The following is a 16,840-nucleotide window of genomic DNA, read 5'->3' on the forward strand; positions in this document are numbered from 1 at the left end:
GCTCAATGCTTCGCAGGCGGATTCAGGAGTGGAAATGGATAACGAGCAGAGCAATCTCTTAGCTTTTGCTGCGCTGGATGCGAGTGAAAAACGCGATCTCCTGCGCGGTTTTAATCAGACACTGGATCGCAGTTCAGCAAAAGCGCTGCTTGATATTGCCACGGATACCAGCGGTGATGATGATATCCGCATCGAAGCGGTAAAGATCCTCGGCTTATATCATGGCGAGTATGACGATGCGTTTATTAAAGAGGCGCTGGTTCAGATAATTAATCAAGATGCTATTGAAGATGACGGCCTGATTGTCAGCTGCATTAATACCCTTGCGTTATTAACGGTGAATGAGAAAGAGATCGCCTTTGCGCTGAGCATTATTCAGGGGGATACATACACCCTGTTTAAACATGCTGCGTTTTCACTGATTTGCCAGAATAAACAGCAACCTGCGGCTGATAAAGCATTAAAAACCCTGCTCGAGGATAATGATTTTGGCCACCATGCAAAGCGGGAGCTAACGTAACTCCCTGCTAATGGCAGTGTCTCTAATAAAGTAATTATTGCTTATATTCAAACAACGCAGTGATATAACCTTATTATCATCTGGTTAAATGCCTGAATTAAACCCTACTGTTTATCACGTTATCAATAAGCTCAATATTTTCTTGATATCTGTATATTTCGCGCGAATTTATTTTTCATAATTTTACATTCAGACTTTTTTTACTAATTTAAATCCACAATAAGATTTTCCTTAGGATTATATTTCCGCCGACAGTGCTAGTAGTAAAAGCTCCCGCATCAAACCAGCCAGATTTTGTTCACCGTCTATAAGGGAGTCGCACTGTGAAAAGGTTAAAACCGTTGCTGGCCCGTTCTCTTCCCATCGCCACCTTGCGCCAGGATACCCTGGCAGGCGTCGTCGTTTTTCTGGTGGCGCTGCCGCTCTGTCTGGGCATTGCCCACGCCAGCGGGCTACCGCCCTTTGTTGGCCTGCTGACCGGGATCATCGGTGGGCTACTGGTCACCGCGCTAAGTCCGTCGCGTTTTGCCGTCAGCGGCCCGGCTGCCGGGCTGGTAACCATTGTCGTCGCCTCGGTGGAGTCGCTCGGCTCCTTCTCTGCATTTCTCTTTGCGCTGGTGCTGGCAGGCGTGCTGCAACTGGCGATGGGCCTGCTGCGCGCCGGGCGGTTTATCGGCCTGGTCCCCGGTAGCGTGATTAAGGGGATGCTGGCGGCGATCGGCTTGTTGCTGATTATGCAGCAGATCCCGGTCGCGCTTGGCGAGGTGGAAGAGAGCGGTTTAGGCCAGCTCTTCAGCGGCGACTTTACCGTTTCGCTGACCTCGTTACTCGTCGCGGCAGGCGGCCTGCTCCTGTTATGGGGATGGGACTCGGCGGCAATGAAGCGGATCAAAAGCCTGAGCTGGATCCCCGGACCGCTGGTGGCGGTGCTGCTCGGCAGCGTAATGGTCATCGCCTTGAGCTACTTTGCGCCGCATCTGCTTCCCGCGTTACCGCGCATCACCCTGCCGGAGTTTGGCTCCCTTAACGATTTGATGGCCGAACTGGAAGGCCCGAACTGGAGCGCCTGGCAAAACCCGGCGGTCTACACGGTCGCGATCACGCTGGCGCTGGTAGCCAGCCTCGAAACCCTGCTCAGCCAGGAGGCGCTGAAGAAGCTGCGCCCGCAGAACCCGTCGCCGTCGCCGGATAAAGAGCTGGTGGCGCAGGGCGCGGGTAACCTGCTCTCAGGCCTGGTGGGCGCCATGCCGATCACCGCAGTGATTGTGCGCAGCTCGGTTAACGTCAGCAACGGCGCGCAAAGCAAATTCTCGGTGCTGCTGCACGGCGTACTGCTGCTGGTGTGTGGTCTGTGGTTCGGAGAACTGTTATCGGTGATCCCGCTGGCAAGCCTCGCCGCCGTGCTGCTCTACACCGGCTATAAGCTGGCGACGCCGCGCCTCTTTATCGAGCAGTTTCGCGCCGGGTATCAGCAGTATGTACCGTTTCTTACCACCGTCGCGGGGATTATTGTTTTCGGCATGCTGATGGGGATTGCGATGGGGCTGGTCGTGCAGATGGCGCTGAGCCTCTACCACTGCCATCGCAACGCGTTGCAGCTTGCGCGCCGTGGCGATCACTATGTGCTGCGCATTCAGCAGAACCTGACCTTTTTGCATAACCCCCGTCTACAGGCATTACTGGCGAAGATCCCGGAGCGCAGCGTGGTGGTGGTTGAGCATGAGAACGTCGACTATTTCGATCCGGATGTAAAAGCGGTGCTGCGGGAGTTTGCCAAAACCGCGCCGCAGCGCGGAATCGATCTCAACCAGTGGCCTGCCCGCTAAGTAAGTTACTTCCCTGACGGCAGCAGCAGCGGTTGCAGCTGCTGCCACACCGCTGGCGTGGCGGCCCACGCCGTATTGCCGTTGGTTAACCCCTCGTTGGCGAGAAAGTCGTTGTGCCGACCGCCCGCTTCGCTGATCAGCACCAGCCCGGCCAGCGCGTCCCAGCTGTGCAGATGCGCTTCGTAATAGCCGTGCACCAGCCCTGCGGCGACGTGCGCCAGCATCAGCGCACCTGCGCCAAACCGGCGGTGTTCCACGCCCTGATCGAGCAGTTTTTCCAGCGCATCGGTATATTCACGCGGCTCGCGGCGGCTTGAGCGCCCGACGCCGAGCACCACGGCATCCGGCGAGGGTTCCGTCAGGGTTAGGCGGCGATCGTTGAGGAACGCGCCGTGGCCCGCGCGGGCAAAGAAAAACTCTTCGCGATCCGGCGCGTAGATAATGCCAAGTTCGATGCGGTCATTGTGTACCCAGGCGACGGAGATGCACCAGTAATCCATACCAAGAATAAAGTTGGTGGTGCCATCAATCGGGTCGATAACCCATGTTCCCTCGCTGCCCGGCTCCAGCCCGCGCTCTTCGCCAAGCAGCCCATCCTGCGGGCGCTGCGCCTTCAGCCACTCGCGCAGCTGCGTCTCGACATAAACATCCGCCTGCGAGACAAAATCCTGGCGACCTTTCTGCTCAACGGTCAGCCCCTTATCTCGAAGCTGTTTAGCCTCAAGGCCGAGGCGGCGAATCAGCGCGCAGAGCGCGTGGATAAACTCTTCTGTCATAGATAGCTCTTAGCCAATGCGTGGCGATGTGTGTCGATGAATAAGTTCCACCTTAACCCACTCGACGTGGGAAGGCTGCAACGGATTTTTCGCCCGCTCCAGCAGGCGCGTCAGCGCCCGGTGCGCGATCTCCGCTGTGTTCTGATGCAGTGTGGTTAACTGGTAGCTGAACTGCCCACTTTGCGGCGTGTTATCAAAACCGATCAGATGAAAATCGTGCGGTGCCTGTTTGCCGCGCTGGCGCATGCCGTCGAGAAAGCCGCAGGCCAGCTGAGCATTGGCGCAAAAGATGCCGTCGGGCAGTTCAGCGGAGTGCGCTAATGCCGCCTGCCAACCGCCCGCATAACCCTCTTCATGCGCCATGATGATCTGCAGATGCTGCGCCGTATCGACGCCGCCATCCTCTAAAGCCTGCGAGAAGGCCTCACCCCGGCGGCGTCCCGCCCAGGTCGAGCCGTGAGTATTCAACCAGCCGAAGCGACGACAGCCCGCGCTGAGCAGCTGTTCTGCTGCCAGCTGCGCCCCGGCGCGGTTATCGGAGCAGACAAAATCGACCAGCGGAATATCGGGATCGCGGTTGATGCCCACCACCGGGATGTGCAGGTTAACGCACTCATTCACAATCGCTTGTGGAGGCTGGCCGGAGGTGACAATCACCCCCGAGACGCGAAACTGGGTAAAACGGCGCAGCGTGGCAACCAGATCCTGCTCCCCTGAAATCTCGGTGACCAGCGCCTGGTAGCCGCGCCGTTGAATTTCATGCAGCAGCTCCTCCAGCAGGCGGCTGCGAAAAGGATCGGCAATACGCGCCACAATCACGCCAATCAGGTGGCTGCGCTGGCGGTTTAAGCCCTGGGCAAGGAAATTGACCTGATAGCCCAGCTCCTGTGCGGCACGCAATACCCGCTCTTTCGTGGCGGGGGAGATACTGCCGTTGCTGCTGAGCGCCCGCGAGACCACCGCGCGGGAAACGCCTGCCCGTTTCGCCACATCCTCGGCGGTGACCGTCTGTTTAGCCATAATGGGCCGCCTGCTGCGTGAGAAGGTCAAACTGCCTGCCATCCTCGCTAAGAAACAGCCCCGGATAGGGCGCGCATGCCTCTGCTAAAGCCGCAAGAGCAGCATCGTTGCAGTGGTATAAGCCGAGCGCGGGCAGATGTAATTGCTGATAGAGCGCCAGGCAATCGGGAAAGTCGCCGTGGGAGGCGTCGCTGCCTAACGCCGTCAGCGAGGCGCACTCCTGGAAGGCGAGGTCAGCATTGTGCATCAGGGCGATACTCTCTGCCGTCGGACGACCGTCGCCGCTGTAAAAAAGCGTGCACCCATCAGCCTCAATACGCAGCGCAAGATTAGGAATTTCATGGTGGGTAAAAGCGGTGCGGATCTGCCAACCCTGCCAGTGAAACGCGGCTTCGCTGTCGCGCCACTCAATCGGAAAACTCAGTTCTGTCTGCGGCCAGTTTGCCAGGCTCGCCAGCTGCATCAGTACCGGGCGCTGTTCACGCTGCGACCAGATAATCAGCGGGTTACGCCGCTGAAAGCTTTTCCAGTGATTCAGCAGCGCCGTCAGGCCGGTGCAGTGATCCGGGTGCACATGGGTAAAGTAGAGGGCATCAATCTCGTTAATATCCAGATTTCGCTGCCAGAGCGCGCGTGGAATAGTGGGGCCGCAGTCAATCAACCATTGGCGTTTTTCCCGGTCAATAACCCGAATAGCGGAAGTGTTTTGCTGCCGCGAAAAGGCGCTCCCGCAGCCCAGCACATCTATTTTCATGTCGCCTCGCTAAAAAGCGTTATTACTTAATCAAATTGTCACAAATAGCGGACAAAGTAGGCTCACATCATGTCGCTACAAAGTTGCATTTTTTTTACAAATAAATGAACACGTGTTCATTGCTAATTAAGATGCGCAAGAAAGGATCGCCCGTGAGTTATTTGCATATCGATAAACTAAAAATTTCCTATGGCGAGAAAGTGGTGCTGCACGATATTCATTTAGCCGTCGAAAAGGGTGAAATGATTGCGCTGCTTGGCCCCTCCGGCTGCGGAAAAACGACGCTGCTCAATGCATTATGTGGTTTTATCCCGGCGCAATCGGGCACGGTGGCAATTAACAATCGGGATATTACGCACCTCACGCCCGAGCAGCGAAATATCACCATGGTGTTCCAGAGTTATGCGCTTTGGCCCCACTTCACCGTGGCACAAAATATTGGTTATGGCCTCAAAGTGCGGCGCTGGAAAAAAGAGAGTATCCAGCAGCGGGTGCGGGAATTATTACGCATCGTCAATCTTGAACCCTATGCCGAAAGTAAAGTGACGGCGCTTTCCGGCGGCCAACGCCAGCGTGTTGCCCTTGCGCGTGCGCTGGCGATTGAACCGGATGTGCTGGTGCTCGACGAGCCGTTATCAAACCTTGATGCCAAAGTGCGCCTCAATGTGCGCCATGAGATTAAAGCGCTGCAAAAGCGCCTCGGTTTTACCTCGCTGATTGTGACGCATGACCAGCAAGAGGCGCTGGTGATGGCCGATCGCATTGCGGTGCTCAATCAGGGGCGCATTGAGCAGATTGGCACCCCGGAGGCGATCTACCACCACCCGGCCACGCCCTTCGTCGCGGATTTTATGGGGGCCGATAACTGCCTGATTGAACAACAGAGCAGCGATAAACGCCTCTATTTCCGCAGTGCAGATGTCCAGTTGCTGCCCGCTAACGCGCAATACGACTTGCCGCAGGGCCTGGTGCTGGAGGGTGTCGTGGAGGAGAGCGCGTTTCTGGGTCATCACTATCGCCACAGCGTGCGCTGCAACGGGCAGATCCTGCTTGCCGACGCAGAGCGGAGCTGGCCTTTGCAAACGCCGGTAAAACTGCATATCCCGGCACCAGCGCTGCATCGCTTTGAGACAACTTTTTAATGCCAACCAACAGGGCTTCTTTTAGGGGAAAAACATGTCCGTAACAACGAAACTGGCGGTTATCGCCGCGCTCGGTCTGGGCGCTGTCGCGCAGGGCGCACAAGCTGAAACGGTGCTCAATGTGGCAACGGCAGGCGATCAGAATATGGTGGATTACGTAAAAACGTGGCTTGGGCCGAAGTTTGAAGCCGCGCATCCTGGGGTAAAAGTGCAGGTTGTCGGCACCGGCCCGGGCGATGCCGGGTCGAACAAAATCCTCGAAAAGCTGAGCGCACAGCAGGCGAGCGGGGCGAAAAGCTGGGATATCGACGTTGCCGTTGTGCATCAGGCGGTCGGCGGTCAGCTGGTGGAGAAGGGGCTGCTGGAGAAGTATCGCGCAGCCATCAATACCGGTTCGCTGGTCAGCGCCGATAACGCGAAAAATGCGCTGGGCGTTAATGTTGATGGCTATGTGATGCCGATGTTCCTTAGCCAGACGGCGATTGCCTATAACGGCGACCTGGTGAGCACACCGCCGAAATCCTATGACGAGCTGGTGCAGTGGTCGGCGAAAAACCCAAAGGCCTTCGGCTACAACGGCATTAAAAACGGCATGTCCGGCGTCAGTTTCGTGGTCGGCTGGATCTACGCCTACGGCACCGATGCTGCGCGCTTATCGGCGCAACCCTACGATAAAAGCGTTGAAAAGAGTTGGGATCAGGCCTTCGCCAAACTGAAAGCGTTCAACCAGAACGTCACTTTCACACCGGGCAACGCCGGCACACTCGATATGCTGAGCCGGGGCGAGATCGCCATGGGGCCAGTATGGGTTGATATGTTCTACAGCTGGCGGGATCAGGGCAAGCTGCCGCCCTCCATCAAACTGACGTTAATCGCGCCGGGCATGCCGGGCCAGCCGATGTACTACGTGGTGCCGGCTCACGCGGCACAGGCCAAACTGGCGCAGGAGTTTATCGCGCTGGCGACCAGCCCGGAGGTGCAGGCGCAGGGGATTGTGAAGCAGTTCAACTGGTATCCGGGCATCGACGCGAAATATGTCAAAGAGAAGCTGGATGCGGCGACCTGGCAGAAACTGTTCGCCGAGATCTCCCCGGAAACGCTGAGCCGCTACGGTAAAAGCTTCCCCATTAATCAGTACTTTACCGATATCAAAGAGGGCTACGAGCGTCAGGTATCGAACTGATTAACCCCTGGCCCGGATCGCCGATCCGGGCGTTTTTGTGACTATTCAGGTTTACCATGCGACATACGATGAAATCCCTTTTGCTGGTTGGCCCGGCAACGCTGACCATCGCGGTTCTGTTTCTCTGGCCACTCGGCTATTCGCTGATCTCGGCTTTTACCGACGAGGCGCACGCCTTCACGCTAGTGCATTTTGCGAAGATGTTCTCGCTCTACTCCAGCGACATCCTGTTTACGGTGATCATCGTGCTGGTGTCGCTGGCGATCCTCGCCCTGCTGTCGATAACCATCTCTGCCATCATTGTGCTCTCGCCGTGGCAGGGCATTGTCCGGGCACTCGCTTTTCTCTACCGCCTGCCGCTCTTTATTCCCTTTATCGTTACGGCGCAGATGATGCGTACCTTTCTTGCGAAAAACGGGCTGATGAATAACGCGCTGGTGGCCGCCGGTCTGCTGACGCCAACAGAGACCACCTCGCTGCTCGGCTGGAGCGGGATCATTATTACCTTCGTCTGGAAACAGATGGCCTTCTCAACCCTGCTAATTTGCGGCGCAATGGCAGCGGTAGATCGCAGCCATATTCTGGCAGCGCAAAACCTTGGCGCGTCGCGCGTACGTATTCTGTTCGACATTATTCTGCCGCAGGTTTTGCCGACCATTGGCGTGGCGATGGTGCTCTCGACCGTGACGATGATGTCGGTGCTTTCGGTACCGTTGATGATTGGCACCGGCACGCCGACCATGATGACGGTGGATATGGCTTTTCGCGTTAACTCGTACGGTGATTACCCGGTCGCTAACGCGATGGGCGTGATCTCTTATCTGATTTGCGCCGCGCTGTCATGGTTCTATTTACGCCATACGCTGCGGGCAAAAGGGGAGCAGGCATGAACCGGTTACGGCAAAAAATTCGCGGCAGCTTTCTTTTACAAACGCTGCTGCTCACCTTTCTGGTGCTGGCGCTGTTCGGCCCGCTGCTTAATTTACTGATCTGGACGGTGGCGGAGAGCTGGTTTTTCCCCCATACGCTGCCGAGCCAGTGGGGGCTGAAGTACTGGAACCAGGTATTTAGCCCCTATAGCGACATCTCCGGTTCACTGGGGGTAAGCGTGCTGATTGCGCTGCTGTCGGTGCTGGTCTGTCTGCTGATTTCGGTGCCGGCGGGTTACGCGCTTGCGCAGCGAGGAATGCCGTTTCGTGCTTTCTTTATGCTGCTCTTTTTGATTCCGCAGGCCTTTCCGAATCTGACGGTCTATATGAATGTGGCGCGGCTTTTTTATCAGTGGGGATTAAACGGCACGATTGCCGGGGTGGTGCTGGTGCACAGCGTGCATGGGTTGATCTACTCAATCTGGATCAGCGTTGCGGCGTTCTCGTCACTCGATCCGCTGCTGGCGAGGGCATCGCGCAATCTGGGTGCCGGGCCGCTCTATACCTTTTTCCACATTACGCTGCCGCAGGCGGCGCCAGGCTTGATTGCGGCGAGTATCTTCGTCTTTCTGGAGTCGCTGGATGAGTTCACCGCCACATTTTTTGTCGGCGCGCCGGATATCACCACCTTGCCGATCCTGCTCTATACCGCCAGCATGTCCGGGAATTATCAGATCTCGTCGATTACCGCGCTGATTCTGTTACTGCCGTCGGTGCTCTTTATGCTGGTTATTCAGAAATTTATGCGCCCGGAGATGCTGTCAAAGCTGGGGAAATAGCGCTTTGTGATGGGATATCTCCGGGCCGGCTAATTATCAGGTCATCACCATTGGCCATTCCGGCGGTGCGTTGCGGGTCATCTCTTCCCACACCGACGCAAAGTGTTGCCAGATTTTAGCGAAATCCATCACCGACAGGCCAAGCAGGCCGGTGGCAAACCAGCAGGCGGCTGCCAGCCCCATGCCGCTGCTGATCACCGCAAGCCCGAAGTAATCGGAACGGCGAAAACGAATGTTCAGCGTACTGGCCATAAACATTAAAAGTGCGCTCAATAACTGCCAGCGGAACAGCACCACGCTGGTGGTAAGGGTTGCCATCTTACTATCCTCAGGAGAATCAAACACCTGGCGAGCAACGGCCTGCGCAGCGCGCGAAAGCAATTGTCCGTCGGGTTAACACAACAATGTAAAAGTAGGGTTCCGCATACACGGAATTTGTGAACTCTATCACATTTGCTGTTTTATTCACCAGTACAAAAAGAGAGCTTTTTTAGTTTTTTAAGTCGGCAAAAAGCGGGTCGCTACATTATCGTCGCCGGGTGAGATCGCGCGCATTGAATATTTTTATTTAACTTACTCTTGCCGGGAAATAAAAAATAAATTTTACATAAGCGCAGCAATAAAACGACAAAAACGCGATAACCGTGGTCATGAGGATGTTCTGATTGTGGAAACGCGCCATCTATAAATTGCCCTGTTTTTCGCCAGATAATTAAGCCTGCTTATATTATTAAGCGTGAGTACATTATGACTTAACTATTAAGCACTGGTTTATGCTATGGCGACTTTTAGCCAGATAATTGGATGAAAAATAGCCAAAACCGGTGCTCTATTACCTATATGACCACTTCCTCTTATTCCCGGTCGTTTCGCCTTAGGGAACGGCACGGCGAAATATTTCCTTAAATATAAAACCAGGGGCACACTTTTAGTTTGCCTTACGGTGGAATATTCTCAGCATCGTTAAATATCAGGATCCGGAAGAGAAAAGTCAGTTGCTAATGATCAGGGTTTGATGCAACGTAATCACCTGTTTCTAAAAGCCTCCTGCCCAACAATATAAAAGGCACATAAAATGCATGGATTTCGGCGGACATGAAGCTCAGTGTGCCTCATAAAATGCTCAGAATTAGCGGAATGATACTGGTGGTTCTTATCCCGGTAATGATCTCGCTATGGTTTGCGCATATCCATGCCGTAAAAGAGACGCGCACGCACCTGCACGCATTTGCCCGCCAGGCGTTGAATAAAACCGATCTTGTTATCCAGCAGGCAGATAGCGTACGCCGCGCGGCGGAAAACTATCGCGGCACACCGTGTACGCCGCAGCATCGCGACGTGATGCTTAATATTGTGCATGGCAGCCAGTATGTCGCCGATCTTATTTATGCCCAGGGCAACCACTTTTTATGTTCCAGCGCCGTTACACCCGCGCAATCGTATGCTATTTCACCAGCGGATTATGAAGGGAAGCATGGCACGGCGCTCTATTACTATCGCGATACCCCTTTTTATGCCGGTTATAAAATGGTCTACGTGCAGCGGGGAAATTATGTCGCGGTGATTAACCCGCTGACCTATAGCGATGTGACATCGGACGATCCGCGTTTAGCATATGGCGTTTACGATACGCGCTCCGGCGGCTTTTTCTCGCTCAGTAAGAACGCCCGCCTGAAGACCTTTGCATCGTTAATCCACCGCCAGGATAGCTCCTTCTTACTGGGCGATCGCTTTTATACCATTGCGTATGCACCCTCACGGCCGATCGCCATTATTGTTTCGACGTCGCGCGAAAACTATTTCCACTCCCTTTATCGACAGGCGGTCTTTACGCTGCCGTTAGGGATGGTCTGTAGCGCGCTAATCTTTTTTATCTGGACGCGAACACGGCGGGAAATTACCTCACCACGCCGCAGGCTCCACCGCGCTCTAACCCGTCGTCAGCTTCGCCTTCATTACCAACCTATTATTGATATTAAAAACGGCACCTGCGTTGGCGCCGAGGCGCTATTGCGCTGGCCAGGTTTTAACGGCCAGGTGATGAGCCCGACGGAGTTTATTCCGCTGGCGGAAAAAGAGGGCATGATTGAGCGCGTGACGGATTATGTCGTCGATGAGGTGTTCAATGATTTAGGGGATTTTCTGGCGGTGGTGCCGAATCTCTATATTTCCATCAATCTGTCGGCCTCTGACTTCCACTCGTCGCGCTTAATTTCGCTGATTGCCAACAAAGCGCGCGACTATGCGGTGCGCGCCGAGCAGATCAAAATTGAAGTGACCGAGCGCGGCTTTATCGATGTGCCAAAAACCACGCCGGTGATCCAGGCGTTTCGCCAGGCGGGGTATGAAGTGGCGATCGATGATTTCGGCACCGGCTACTCCAACCTGCACAATCTCTACTCGCTCAACGTCGACATCCTGAAGATCGACAAATCCTTTATCGACACGCTCTCCACGAACAGCACCAGCCACTTAATTGCGGAACATATTATTGATATGGCGCAGAGTCTGCGGCTGAAGATCATTGCGGAAGGGGTGGAGACGGCAGAGCAGGTCGCCTGGCTGCTTAAGCGCGGCGTGCAGTTTTGCCAGGGGTGGCACTTTGCGAAAGCGCTGCCGCCGCAGGAGTTTAAACGCTGGGTGCAGCAGCAGCCTTCGCTAAAGTGAGTTACGCCTGGTGGCGATAGTCGCTCGGCGTACGATCAAACTCGCGGCGGAAGACGCGCGAAAAAGTCTGCTGCGAGACGTAACCCAAATCCATCGCAATATCAAAAATCGGCCGTTTAGTGGTGCGCAGCGCTTCGGCGGCCAGCAGCAGACGGCGCTGACGAATGTACTCCCCAAGCGTCTGATGCATCACCGTGCGGAACATCCGCTGTAAGTACCACTTTGAATAGCCTGACTTTCTGGCGACAACATCAATGTTCATTGGTTGGTCGATATGTTCATCAATCCATTCAATCAAGGTCTGAATAATCTGCTGATGGGACATAAAGCTTCCTCTTTCCCGATTCGTCGTTTTGTCTGCGGGCGAGTATAATTCCTCAAGTTAACTTGAGGTAAAGAGGTTTTATGGAAAAGAAAACGCCGCGAATCAAAGCCCTTCTCAGCCCCGGTGAAGTAGCGAAGCGCAGCGGGGTTGCCGTCTCGACGCTGCACTTTTATGAAAGCAAAGGGCTGATAAAAAGTTCGCGCAATGCCGGTAATCAGCGGCGTTATCAGCGCGATGTATTGCGCCATGTGGCGATTATCAAAATCGCGCAGCGTATCGGCATTCCGCTGGCGACCATTGGCGAGGCCTTTGGCGTGCTGCCGGAAGGGCACACGCTGAGTAAAAAAGAGTGGAAAGCGCTCTCTTCCCAGTGGCGCGAAGAGCTGGACAGACGTATCCACACGCTGGTGGCACTGCGCGACGAACTGGATGGTTGTATCGGCTGCGGTTGCCTGTCGCGCAGCGACTGTCCGCTACGCAACCCTGGCGATACGCTGGGCAAGCAGGGGCCTGGCGCCCGGTTGCTGGAAGATGAGTGACGCTAAAAAAACTAAAGCGCCCGCTGGGGCGCTTTAGTCGTTTTCCGGTCATTGTCTTTCGCTCTATCCCGCATCGAAACGGGAGGGTTTCCCCCGACATCAACACCCCTTGTGTAGCGAGTAAGGTTCCGGTTTGTGCTGACAAAATAAGTATAGATGCTCATCGCTTCTCTGCTCGTTTTTTAAGCGCTTTCATTATGATTTTTTCGGCGCTTTGCCCGCGCTTCTCTATAGTTAAAACGAATATAAACGCGGGAGAGAGTCATGCTTACAGTGCACCATCTGAATAAATCGCGCTCACAGCGCATCCTCTGGGCGCTGGAAGAACTGGGCGTTCCCTACAATATCGTGCGTTATGAGCGGCAGAAAAATATGCTGGCACCGGACGCGCTGAAAAAAATTCACCCGTTGGGAAAATCGCCGGTAGTGGAAGATAACGGCTTTATCCTCGCCGAATCAGGGGCGATCCTCGAATACCTGCAAGAGACCTACGACACGGAGCAGCGCTTCAAGCCGCACGATGCACAGCAGAAGATCGATTACCGCTTCTGGCTGCACTATGCGGAAGGCTCGCTGATGCCGCTGCTATTAATGAAGCTGGTGGTGGGGCAACTCGGCAAACCACCGGTGCCGTTCGGTGTGCGCAGCGTCGGCAAGCTTATCGGGAAAGGGATCGAGAATGCTTTTTTGAATAAGCAGCTGGAGACCCACGCGCGCTTTATAGAAGGGGAGCTGGCGCACCGCCCGTGGTTTGCCGGGGATGAACTGAGCATGGCGGATGTGCAGATGAGCTTCCCGGTGTTCGCGTTGCTGTCGCGCGGCGGCATTGAGAATCTGCCCAATCTGCAGGCGTGGAAAAAACGCGTCGAAATGCGCCCCACCTGGAAACGCGCCATTGAACAGGGCGGCCCCTTCTCGCTGCCCGGCGAGTGAGAATGTTCGTAGAATGTTGCAAAGTTGCGCATCGACGATAACGTTTGCGCATCCGGCGGGTAGTTCTTAGCCGCTTTCGGCGATATTTGGCAGAAAGCGGCAAAGTTTGGTTGAAAAGCGGCGTCTAAACGCTGGATAATCGTTTGCCTTTTTTTGACCACCCGTTGGATGCGCGGAGTTAAACGTTTGCTTTTTTGTGACCCCTTGTCACAACGCAGCACAGGGAGAAGACGTTTGACCGGCAGTGGACTGTCCACCACGCATGCCAACGCACAATAAAATTCTCAGGGGATGTATCTATGTCTACGCCATCTGCGCGTACCGGCAGTTCGCTTGACGCACTGTTCAAAATTTCTGCCCGTGGCAGCACCGTTCGTCAGGAGATTGTGGCCGGTTTAACCACCTTCCTGGCGATGGTTTACTCCGTCATCGTGGTGCCCGGTATGCTGGGCAAAGCCGGTTTCCCGCCGGCTGCCGTCTTCGTCGCCACCTGTCTGGTTGCTGGTGTCGGCTCCATCGTGATGGGGCTGTGGGCTAACCTGCCGCTGGCCATCGGCTGTGCGATTTCACTTACCGCCTTTACCGCCTTCAGCCTGGTGCTGGGGCAGCAGATCAGCGTCCCGGTCGCACTCGGCGCGGTGTTCCTGATGGGTGTGCTGTTTACCGTTATCTCCGCCACCGGCATTCGCAGCTGGATTTTGCGTAACCTGCCGCAGGGCGTTGCGCACGGCACCGGTATTGGTATCGGCCTGTTTCTGCTGCTGATCGCCGCCAACGGCGTCGGCCTTGTGGTTAAAAACCCGATTGACGGTCTGCCGGTTGCCCTTGGCCACTTCGCCAGCTTCCCGGTGATCATGTCGCTGATCGGCCTGGCGGTGATTATCGGTCTGGAGAAGCTGAAAGTGCCGGGCGGCATTCTGCTGACTATCATCGGCATCTCCGTTGTTGGTCTGATTTTCGACCCGACCGTGCACTTCTCCGGTATTTTCGCCATGCCATCCCTGAGCGATGACAAAGGCAACTCGCTGATCGGCAGCCTCGATATTATGGGCGCGCTCAACCCGGTGGTGCTGCCAAGCGTGCTGGCGCTGGTGATGACGGCGGTGTTTGACGCCACCGGCACCATCCGCGCGGTCGCAGGCCAGGCGAACCTGCTGGATAAAGATGGGCAGATTATCGATGGCGGCAAAGCGCTGACCACCGACTCCCTGAGCAGCGTCTTCTCTGGCCTGGTTGGCGCGGCACCGGCTGCGGTCTATATCGAATCGGCGGCGGGCACCGCAGCGGGCGGCAAAACCGGCCTGACGGCGATCACCGTCGGCGTGCTGTTTATGCTGATCCTGTTCCTCTCTCCGCTCTCTTACCTGGTGCCGGCTTACGCCACCGCGCCAGCGCTGATGTATGTTGGCCTGCTGATGCTGAGCAACGTGGCGAAAATCGACTTCGCCGACTTCGTTGACGCCATGTCGGGCCTCATCACCGCGGTGTTTATCGTGCTCACCTGTAATATCGTCACCGGCATTATGATCGGCTTCGCTTCGCTGGTGATTGGCCGCGTAGTATCCGGTGAGTGGCGCAAGCTGAACATCGGCACCGTGGTGATCGCTATCGCGCTGGTAGCGTTTTATGCCGGCGGCTGGGCTATCTAATCATTAAACATTCGGACAATGGGCAACTTCGGTTGCCCATTTTTTTGCCCACAGCCCGGTTGCTTTGCGTTAAGCTGAAAGACCCCGTCTCAGGTCTGATGCGGGTATAACAACACACTGCAAACAGGGAACGCATGGAAATCTTCTTTACCATTCTCATCATGACCCTTGTGGTATCGCTCTCCGGTGTTATCACTCGAGTTCTGCCGTTTCAAATCCCCTTACCGCTGATGCAGATCGCCATCGGCGCGTTACTCGCCTTACCGACCTTCGGTTTGCACGTTGAGTTCGACCCGGAACTCTTCCTCGTGCTGTTCATTCCGCCGCTGCTCTTTGCCGACGGCTGGAAAACGCCGACGCGGGAATTCCTTGAGCACGGGCGCGAGATATTTGGTCTCGCGCTGGCGCTGGTGCTGGTCACCGTGGTGGGTATCGGCTTCTTAATTTACTGGATGGTGCCAGGTATTCCGCTGGTGCCCGCCTTTGCGCTGGCCGCGGTGCTGTCGCCAACCGATGCGGTGGCGCTCTCTGGCATCGTCGGGGAAGGGCGCATCCCGAAAAAGATCATGGGCATCCTGCAGGGTGAGGCGTTGATGAATGACGCCTCCGGCCTGGTGTCGCTGAAGTTCGCGGTCGCCGTGGCGATGGGCACGATGGTCTTTACCGTCGGCGGCGCCACGGTCGAGTTCTTCAAAGTGGCGATTGGCGGCTTGCTGGCCGGTTTCGCCGTCAGCTGGCTCTATGGCCGTTCGCTGCGTTTCCTTAGCCGTTGGGGCGGGGACGAACCGGCCACGCAAATCGTGCTGCTGTTCCTGCTGCCGTTCGCCTCTTACCTGATTGCCGAGCATATCGGCTTCTCCGGCATTCTTGCCGCCGTCGCTGCCGGGATGACCATCACCCGCTCCGGCGTGATGCGCAGCGCGCCGCTGGCGATGCGCCTGCGTGCAAACAGCACCTGGTCGATGCTGGAGTTTGTCTTTAACGGCATGGTGTTCCTGCTGTTGGGCCTGCAATTGCCAGGCATTCTGGAGTCCTCGCTGGTGGCGGCAGAAGCCGATCCGAACGTTGAAACATGGATGCTGTTTACCGATATCCTGCTGATTTACGCCGCGCTGATGCTGGTGCGTTTTGGCTGGCTGTGGGTGATGAAGAACTTCAGCCGTCGCTTCCTGACCAAAAAGCCGATGGAGTTTGGCGCATGGAGCACCCGCGAGCTGCTGATTGCCACCTTTGCCGGTGTGCGCGGGGCGATTACCCTCGCCGGTGTGCTGTCGATTCCGCTCCTGCTGCCGACCGGCGATGTCTTCCCGGCGCGTTATGAGCTGGTGTTCCTCGCCGCCGGGGTGATCCTCTTTTCGCTCTTTGTCGGCGTGATTGCTCTGCCGATGCTGTTGCAGCGTATCGAAGTGCGTGACCACGCCCAGCAGCAGAAAGAGGAGCGCATGGCGCGCGCGGCGACCGCCGATGTGGCGATTGTGGCGATCCAGAAGATGGAGGAGCGCCTGGCAGCGGATACCGAAGAGAATATCGATACCCAGCTGCTGACGGAGGTGAGTTCGCGGGTGATTGGTAACCTGCGCCGCCGCGCCGATGGGCGCAATGATGTGGAAAACACGTTGCAGGAAGAGAACCTCGAACGCCGCTTCCGCCTGGCGGCGCTGCGCTCGGAGCGCGCCGAGCTTTACCATCTGCGCGCCACCCGCCAGATCAGTAACGAGACGCTGCAAAAGATGCTGCACGACCTCGATCTGCTGGAAGCGCTGCTGATCGAGAACAAGTAAGCACGACAGCAATGCCG

Annotated in this window: 16 protein-coding genes; 11 read left to right on the forward strand and 5 right to left on the reverse strand. The window is 56.0% G+C overall.

From position 1 onward, the window contains the following. The first annotated feature begins 34 nt into the window (after positions 1 to 34). The gene (locus IAE48_RS11775) at positions 35 to 520 is read left to right on the forward strand and encodes a hypothetical protein (protein WP_200134496.1); all 486 of its coding nucleotides are present in this window, start codon (positions 35 to 37) and stop codon (positions 518 to 520) included. A 362-nt stretch (positions 521 to 882) separates the two neighbouring features. Further along, on the forward strand, positions 883 to 2,346 hold the full coding sequence (locus tag IAE48_RS11780; protein ID WP_200134551.1) for a SulP family inorganic anion transporter: 1,464 nt from the start codon (positions 883 to 885) through the stop codon (positions 2,344 to 2,346). Between the two features lie 5 nt (positions 2,347 to 2,351). Here the strand turns inward: IAE48_RS11780 and IAE48_RS11785 are convergent, their stop codons facing one another. The 3 genes from IAE48_RS11785 to IAE48_RS11795 are packed head-to-tail and all read right to left on the reverse strand — an operon-like array spanning position 2,352 to position 4,896. Further along, on the reverse strand, positions 2,352 to 3,122 hold the full coding sequence (locus IAE48_RS11785; RefSeq protein ID WP_200134497.1) for an inositol monophosphatase: 771 nt from the start codon (positions 3,120 to 3,122) through the stop codon (positions 2,352 to 2,354). 9 nt (positions 3,123 to 3,131) lie between these two features. Further along, on the reverse strand, positions 3,132 to 4,142 hold the full coding sequence (locus IAE48_RS11790) for a LacI family DNA-binding transcriptional regulator (RefSeq protein ID WP_200134498.1): 1,011 nt from the start codon (positions 4,140 to 4,142) through the stop codon (positions 3,132 to 3,134). Further along, the gene (locus tag IAE48_RS11795) at positions 4,135 to 4,896 is read right to left on the reverse strand and encodes an MBL fold metallo-hydrolase (protein ID WP_200134499.1); all 762 of its coding nucleotides are present in this window, start codon (positions 4,894 to 4,896) and stop codon (positions 4,135 to 4,137) included. Before IAE48_RS11795 ends, IAE48_RS11790 begins: the two co-directional genes overlap by 8 nt. A gap of 152 nt (positions 4,897 to 5,048) precedes the next feature. Here IAE48_RS11795 and IAE48_RS11800 point away from each other — a divergent pair, with 152 nt between their 5' ends. From IAE48_RS11800 to IAE48_RS11815, 4 genes are read left to right on the forward strand one after another with little or no spacing between them, the layout of a single operon-like run. Next, positions 5,049 to 6,038 (forward strand): ABC transporter ATP-binding protein, encoded by a 990-nt coding sequence (locus IAE48_RS11800; protein WP_200134500.1) that lies wholly within the window; start codon positions 5,049 to 5,051, stop codon positions 6,036 to 6,038. Positions 6,039 to 6,072: 34 nt separating this feature from the next. Further along, positions 6,073 to 7,221: an extracellular solute-binding protein gene (locus IAE48_RS11805; RefSeq protein ID WP_200134501.1), complete on the forward strand. Its 1,149-nt coding sequence runs from the start codon at positions 6,073 to 6,075 to the stop codon at positions 7,219 to 7,221. A 56-nt stretch (positions 7,222 to 7,277) separates the two neighbouring features. Further along, positions 7,278 to 8,111, forward strand: a complete 834-nt coding sequence (locus IAE48_RS11810; protein WP_200134502.1) for an ABC transporter permease — start codon at positions 7,278 to 7,280, stop codon at positions 8,109 to 8,111. Further along, on the forward strand, positions 8,108 to 8,929 hold the full coding sequence (locus tag IAE48_RS11815) for an ABC transporter permease (protein WP_042712675.1): 822 nt from the start codon (positions 8,108 to 8,110) through the stop codon (positions 8,927 to 8,929). The genes IAE48_RS11810 and IAE48_RS11815 overlap by 4 nt, the downstream gene beginning before the upstream one ends. Before the next feature lie 36 nt (positions 8,930 to 8,965). On the opposite strand, the gene IAE48_RS11820 is transcribed toward IAE48_RS11815, so the two are convergent. Then, positions 8,966 to 9,247, reverse strand: a complete 282-nt coding sequence (locus tag IAE48_RS11820) for a YjcB family protein (RefSeq protein WP_023478396.1) — start codon at positions 9,245 to 9,247, stop codon at positions 8,966 to 8,968. A gap of 777 nt (positions 9,248 to 10,024) precedes the next feature. Between IAE48_RS11820 and IAE48_RS11825 the strand changes: the two genes are divergently transcribed. Continuing rightward, the gene (locus tag IAE48_RS11825; RefSeq protein WP_200134503.1) at positions 10,025 to 11,596 is read left to right on the forward strand and encodes an EAL domain-containing protein; all 1,572 of its coding nucleotides are present in this window, start codon (positions 10,025 to 10,027) and stop codon (positions 11,594 to 11,596) included. 1 nt (position 11,597) lies between these two features. Here IAE48_RS11825 and soxS read toward each other — a convergent pair whose 3' ends face one another. Beyond that, positions 11,598 to 11,921, reverse strand: a complete 324-nt coding sequence (soxS, locus tag IAE48_RS11830) for a superoxide response transcriptional regulator SoxS (protein WP_042712678.1) — start codon at positions 11,919 to 11,921, stop codon at positions 11,598 to 11,600. An 80-nt stretch (positions 11,922 to 12,001) separates the two neighbouring features. On the opposite strand from soxS, the gene soxR reads away from it, so the two are divergent. The 4 genes from soxR to IAE48_RS11850 all read left to right on the forward strand — a co-directional run bounded on the left by soxR (position 12,002) and on the right by IAE48_RS11850 (position 16,823). Beyond that, positions 12,002 to 12,460, forward strand: coding sequence for a redox-sensitive transcriptional activator SoxR (gene soxR, locus IAE48_RS11835; RefSeq protein WP_076769038.1), 459 nt, complete (start codon positions 12,002 to 12,004; stop codon positions 12,458 to 12,460). A 264-nt stretch (positions 12,461 to 12,724) separates the two neighbouring features. Continuing rightward, positions 12,725 to 13,393, forward strand: a complete 669-nt coding sequence (locus tag IAE48_RS11840) for a glutathione S-transferase family protein (RefSeq protein ID WP_076769037.1) — start codon at positions 12,725 to 12,727, stop codon at positions 13,391 to 13,393. A 299-nt stretch (positions 13,394 to 13,692) separates the two neighbouring features. Beyond that, positions 13,693 to 15,042, forward strand: coding sequence for a guanine/hypoxanthine transporter GhxP (gene ghxP, locus IAE48_RS11845; RefSeq protein ID WP_042712688.1), 1,350 nt, complete (start codon positions 13,693 to 13,695; stop codon positions 15,040 to 15,042). 134 nt (positions 15,043 to 15,176) lie between these two features. Next, positions 15,177 to 16,823, forward strand: coding sequence for a Na+/H+ antiporter (locus tag IAE48_RS11850; protein ID WP_200134504.1), 1,647 nt, complete (start codon positions 15,177 to 15,179; stop codon positions 16,821 to 16,823). The last annotated feature ends 17 nt before the right edge of the window (positions 16,824 to 16,840 follow it).

Source organism: Kosakonia sp. S57, from assembly GCF_016516575.1.
Taxonomy (GTDB): Bacteria; Pseudomonadota; Gammaproteobacteria; order Enterobacterales; family Enterobacteriaceae; genus Kosakonia; species Kosakonia cowanii.

Coding starts and splice junctions, on each gene's coding strand:
- IAE48_RS11815 (WP_042712675.1), top strand. CDS start 8,108: ATGAACCGGTTACGGCAAAAAATTCGCGGCAGCTTTCTTTTACAAACG.
- ghxP (WP_042712688.1), top strand. CDS start 13,693: ATGTCTACGCCATCTGCGCGTACCGGCAGTTCGCTTGACGCACTGTTC.
- soxS (WP_042712678.1), bottom strand. CDS start 11,921: ATGTCCCATCAGCAGATTATTCAGACCTTGATTGAATGGATTGATGAA.
- IAE48_RS11790 (WP_200134498.1), bottom strand. CDS start 4,142: ATGGCTAAACAGACGGTCACCGCCGAGGATGTGGCGAAACGGGCAGGC.
- IAE48_RS11825 (WP_200134503.1), top strand. CDS start 10,025: ATGAAGCTCAGTGTGCCTCATAAAATGCTCAGAATTAGCGGAATGATA.
- IAE48_RS11785 (WP_200134497.1), bottom strand. CDS start 3,122: ATGACAGAAGAGTTTATCCACGCGCTCTGCGCGCTGATTCGCCGCCTC.
- IAE48_RS11850 (WP_200134504.1), top strand. CDS start 15,177: ATGGAAATCTTCTTTACCATTCTCATCATGACCCTTGTGGTATCGCTC.
- IAE48_RS11820 (WP_023478396.1), bottom strand. CDS start 9,247: ATGGCAACCCTTACCACCAGCGTGGTGCTGTTCCGCTGGCAGTTATTG.
- IAE48_RS11840 (WP_076769037.1), top strand. CDS start 12,725: ATGCTTACAGTGCACCATCTGAATAAATCGCGCTCACAGCGCATCCTC.
- IAE48_RS11775 (WP_200134496.1), top strand. CDS start 35: ATGGATAACGAGCAGAGCAATCTCTTAGCTTTTGCTGCGCTGGATGCG.
- IAE48_RS11795 (WP_200134499.1), bottom strand. CDS start 4,896: ATGAAAATAGATGTGCTGGGCTGCGGGAGCGCCTTTTCGCGGCAGCAA.
- IAE48_RS11805 (WP_200134501.1), top strand. CDS start 6,073: ATGTCCGTAACAACGAAACTGGCGGTTATCGCCGCGCTCGGTCTGGGC.
- soxR (WP_076769038.1), top strand. CDS start 12,002: ATGGAAAAGAAAACGCCGCGAATCAAAGCCCTTCTCAGCCCCGGTGAA.
- IAE48_RS11810 (WP_200134502.1), top strand. CDS start 7,278: ATGCGACATACGATGAAATCCCTTTTGCTGGTTGGCCCGGCAACGCTG.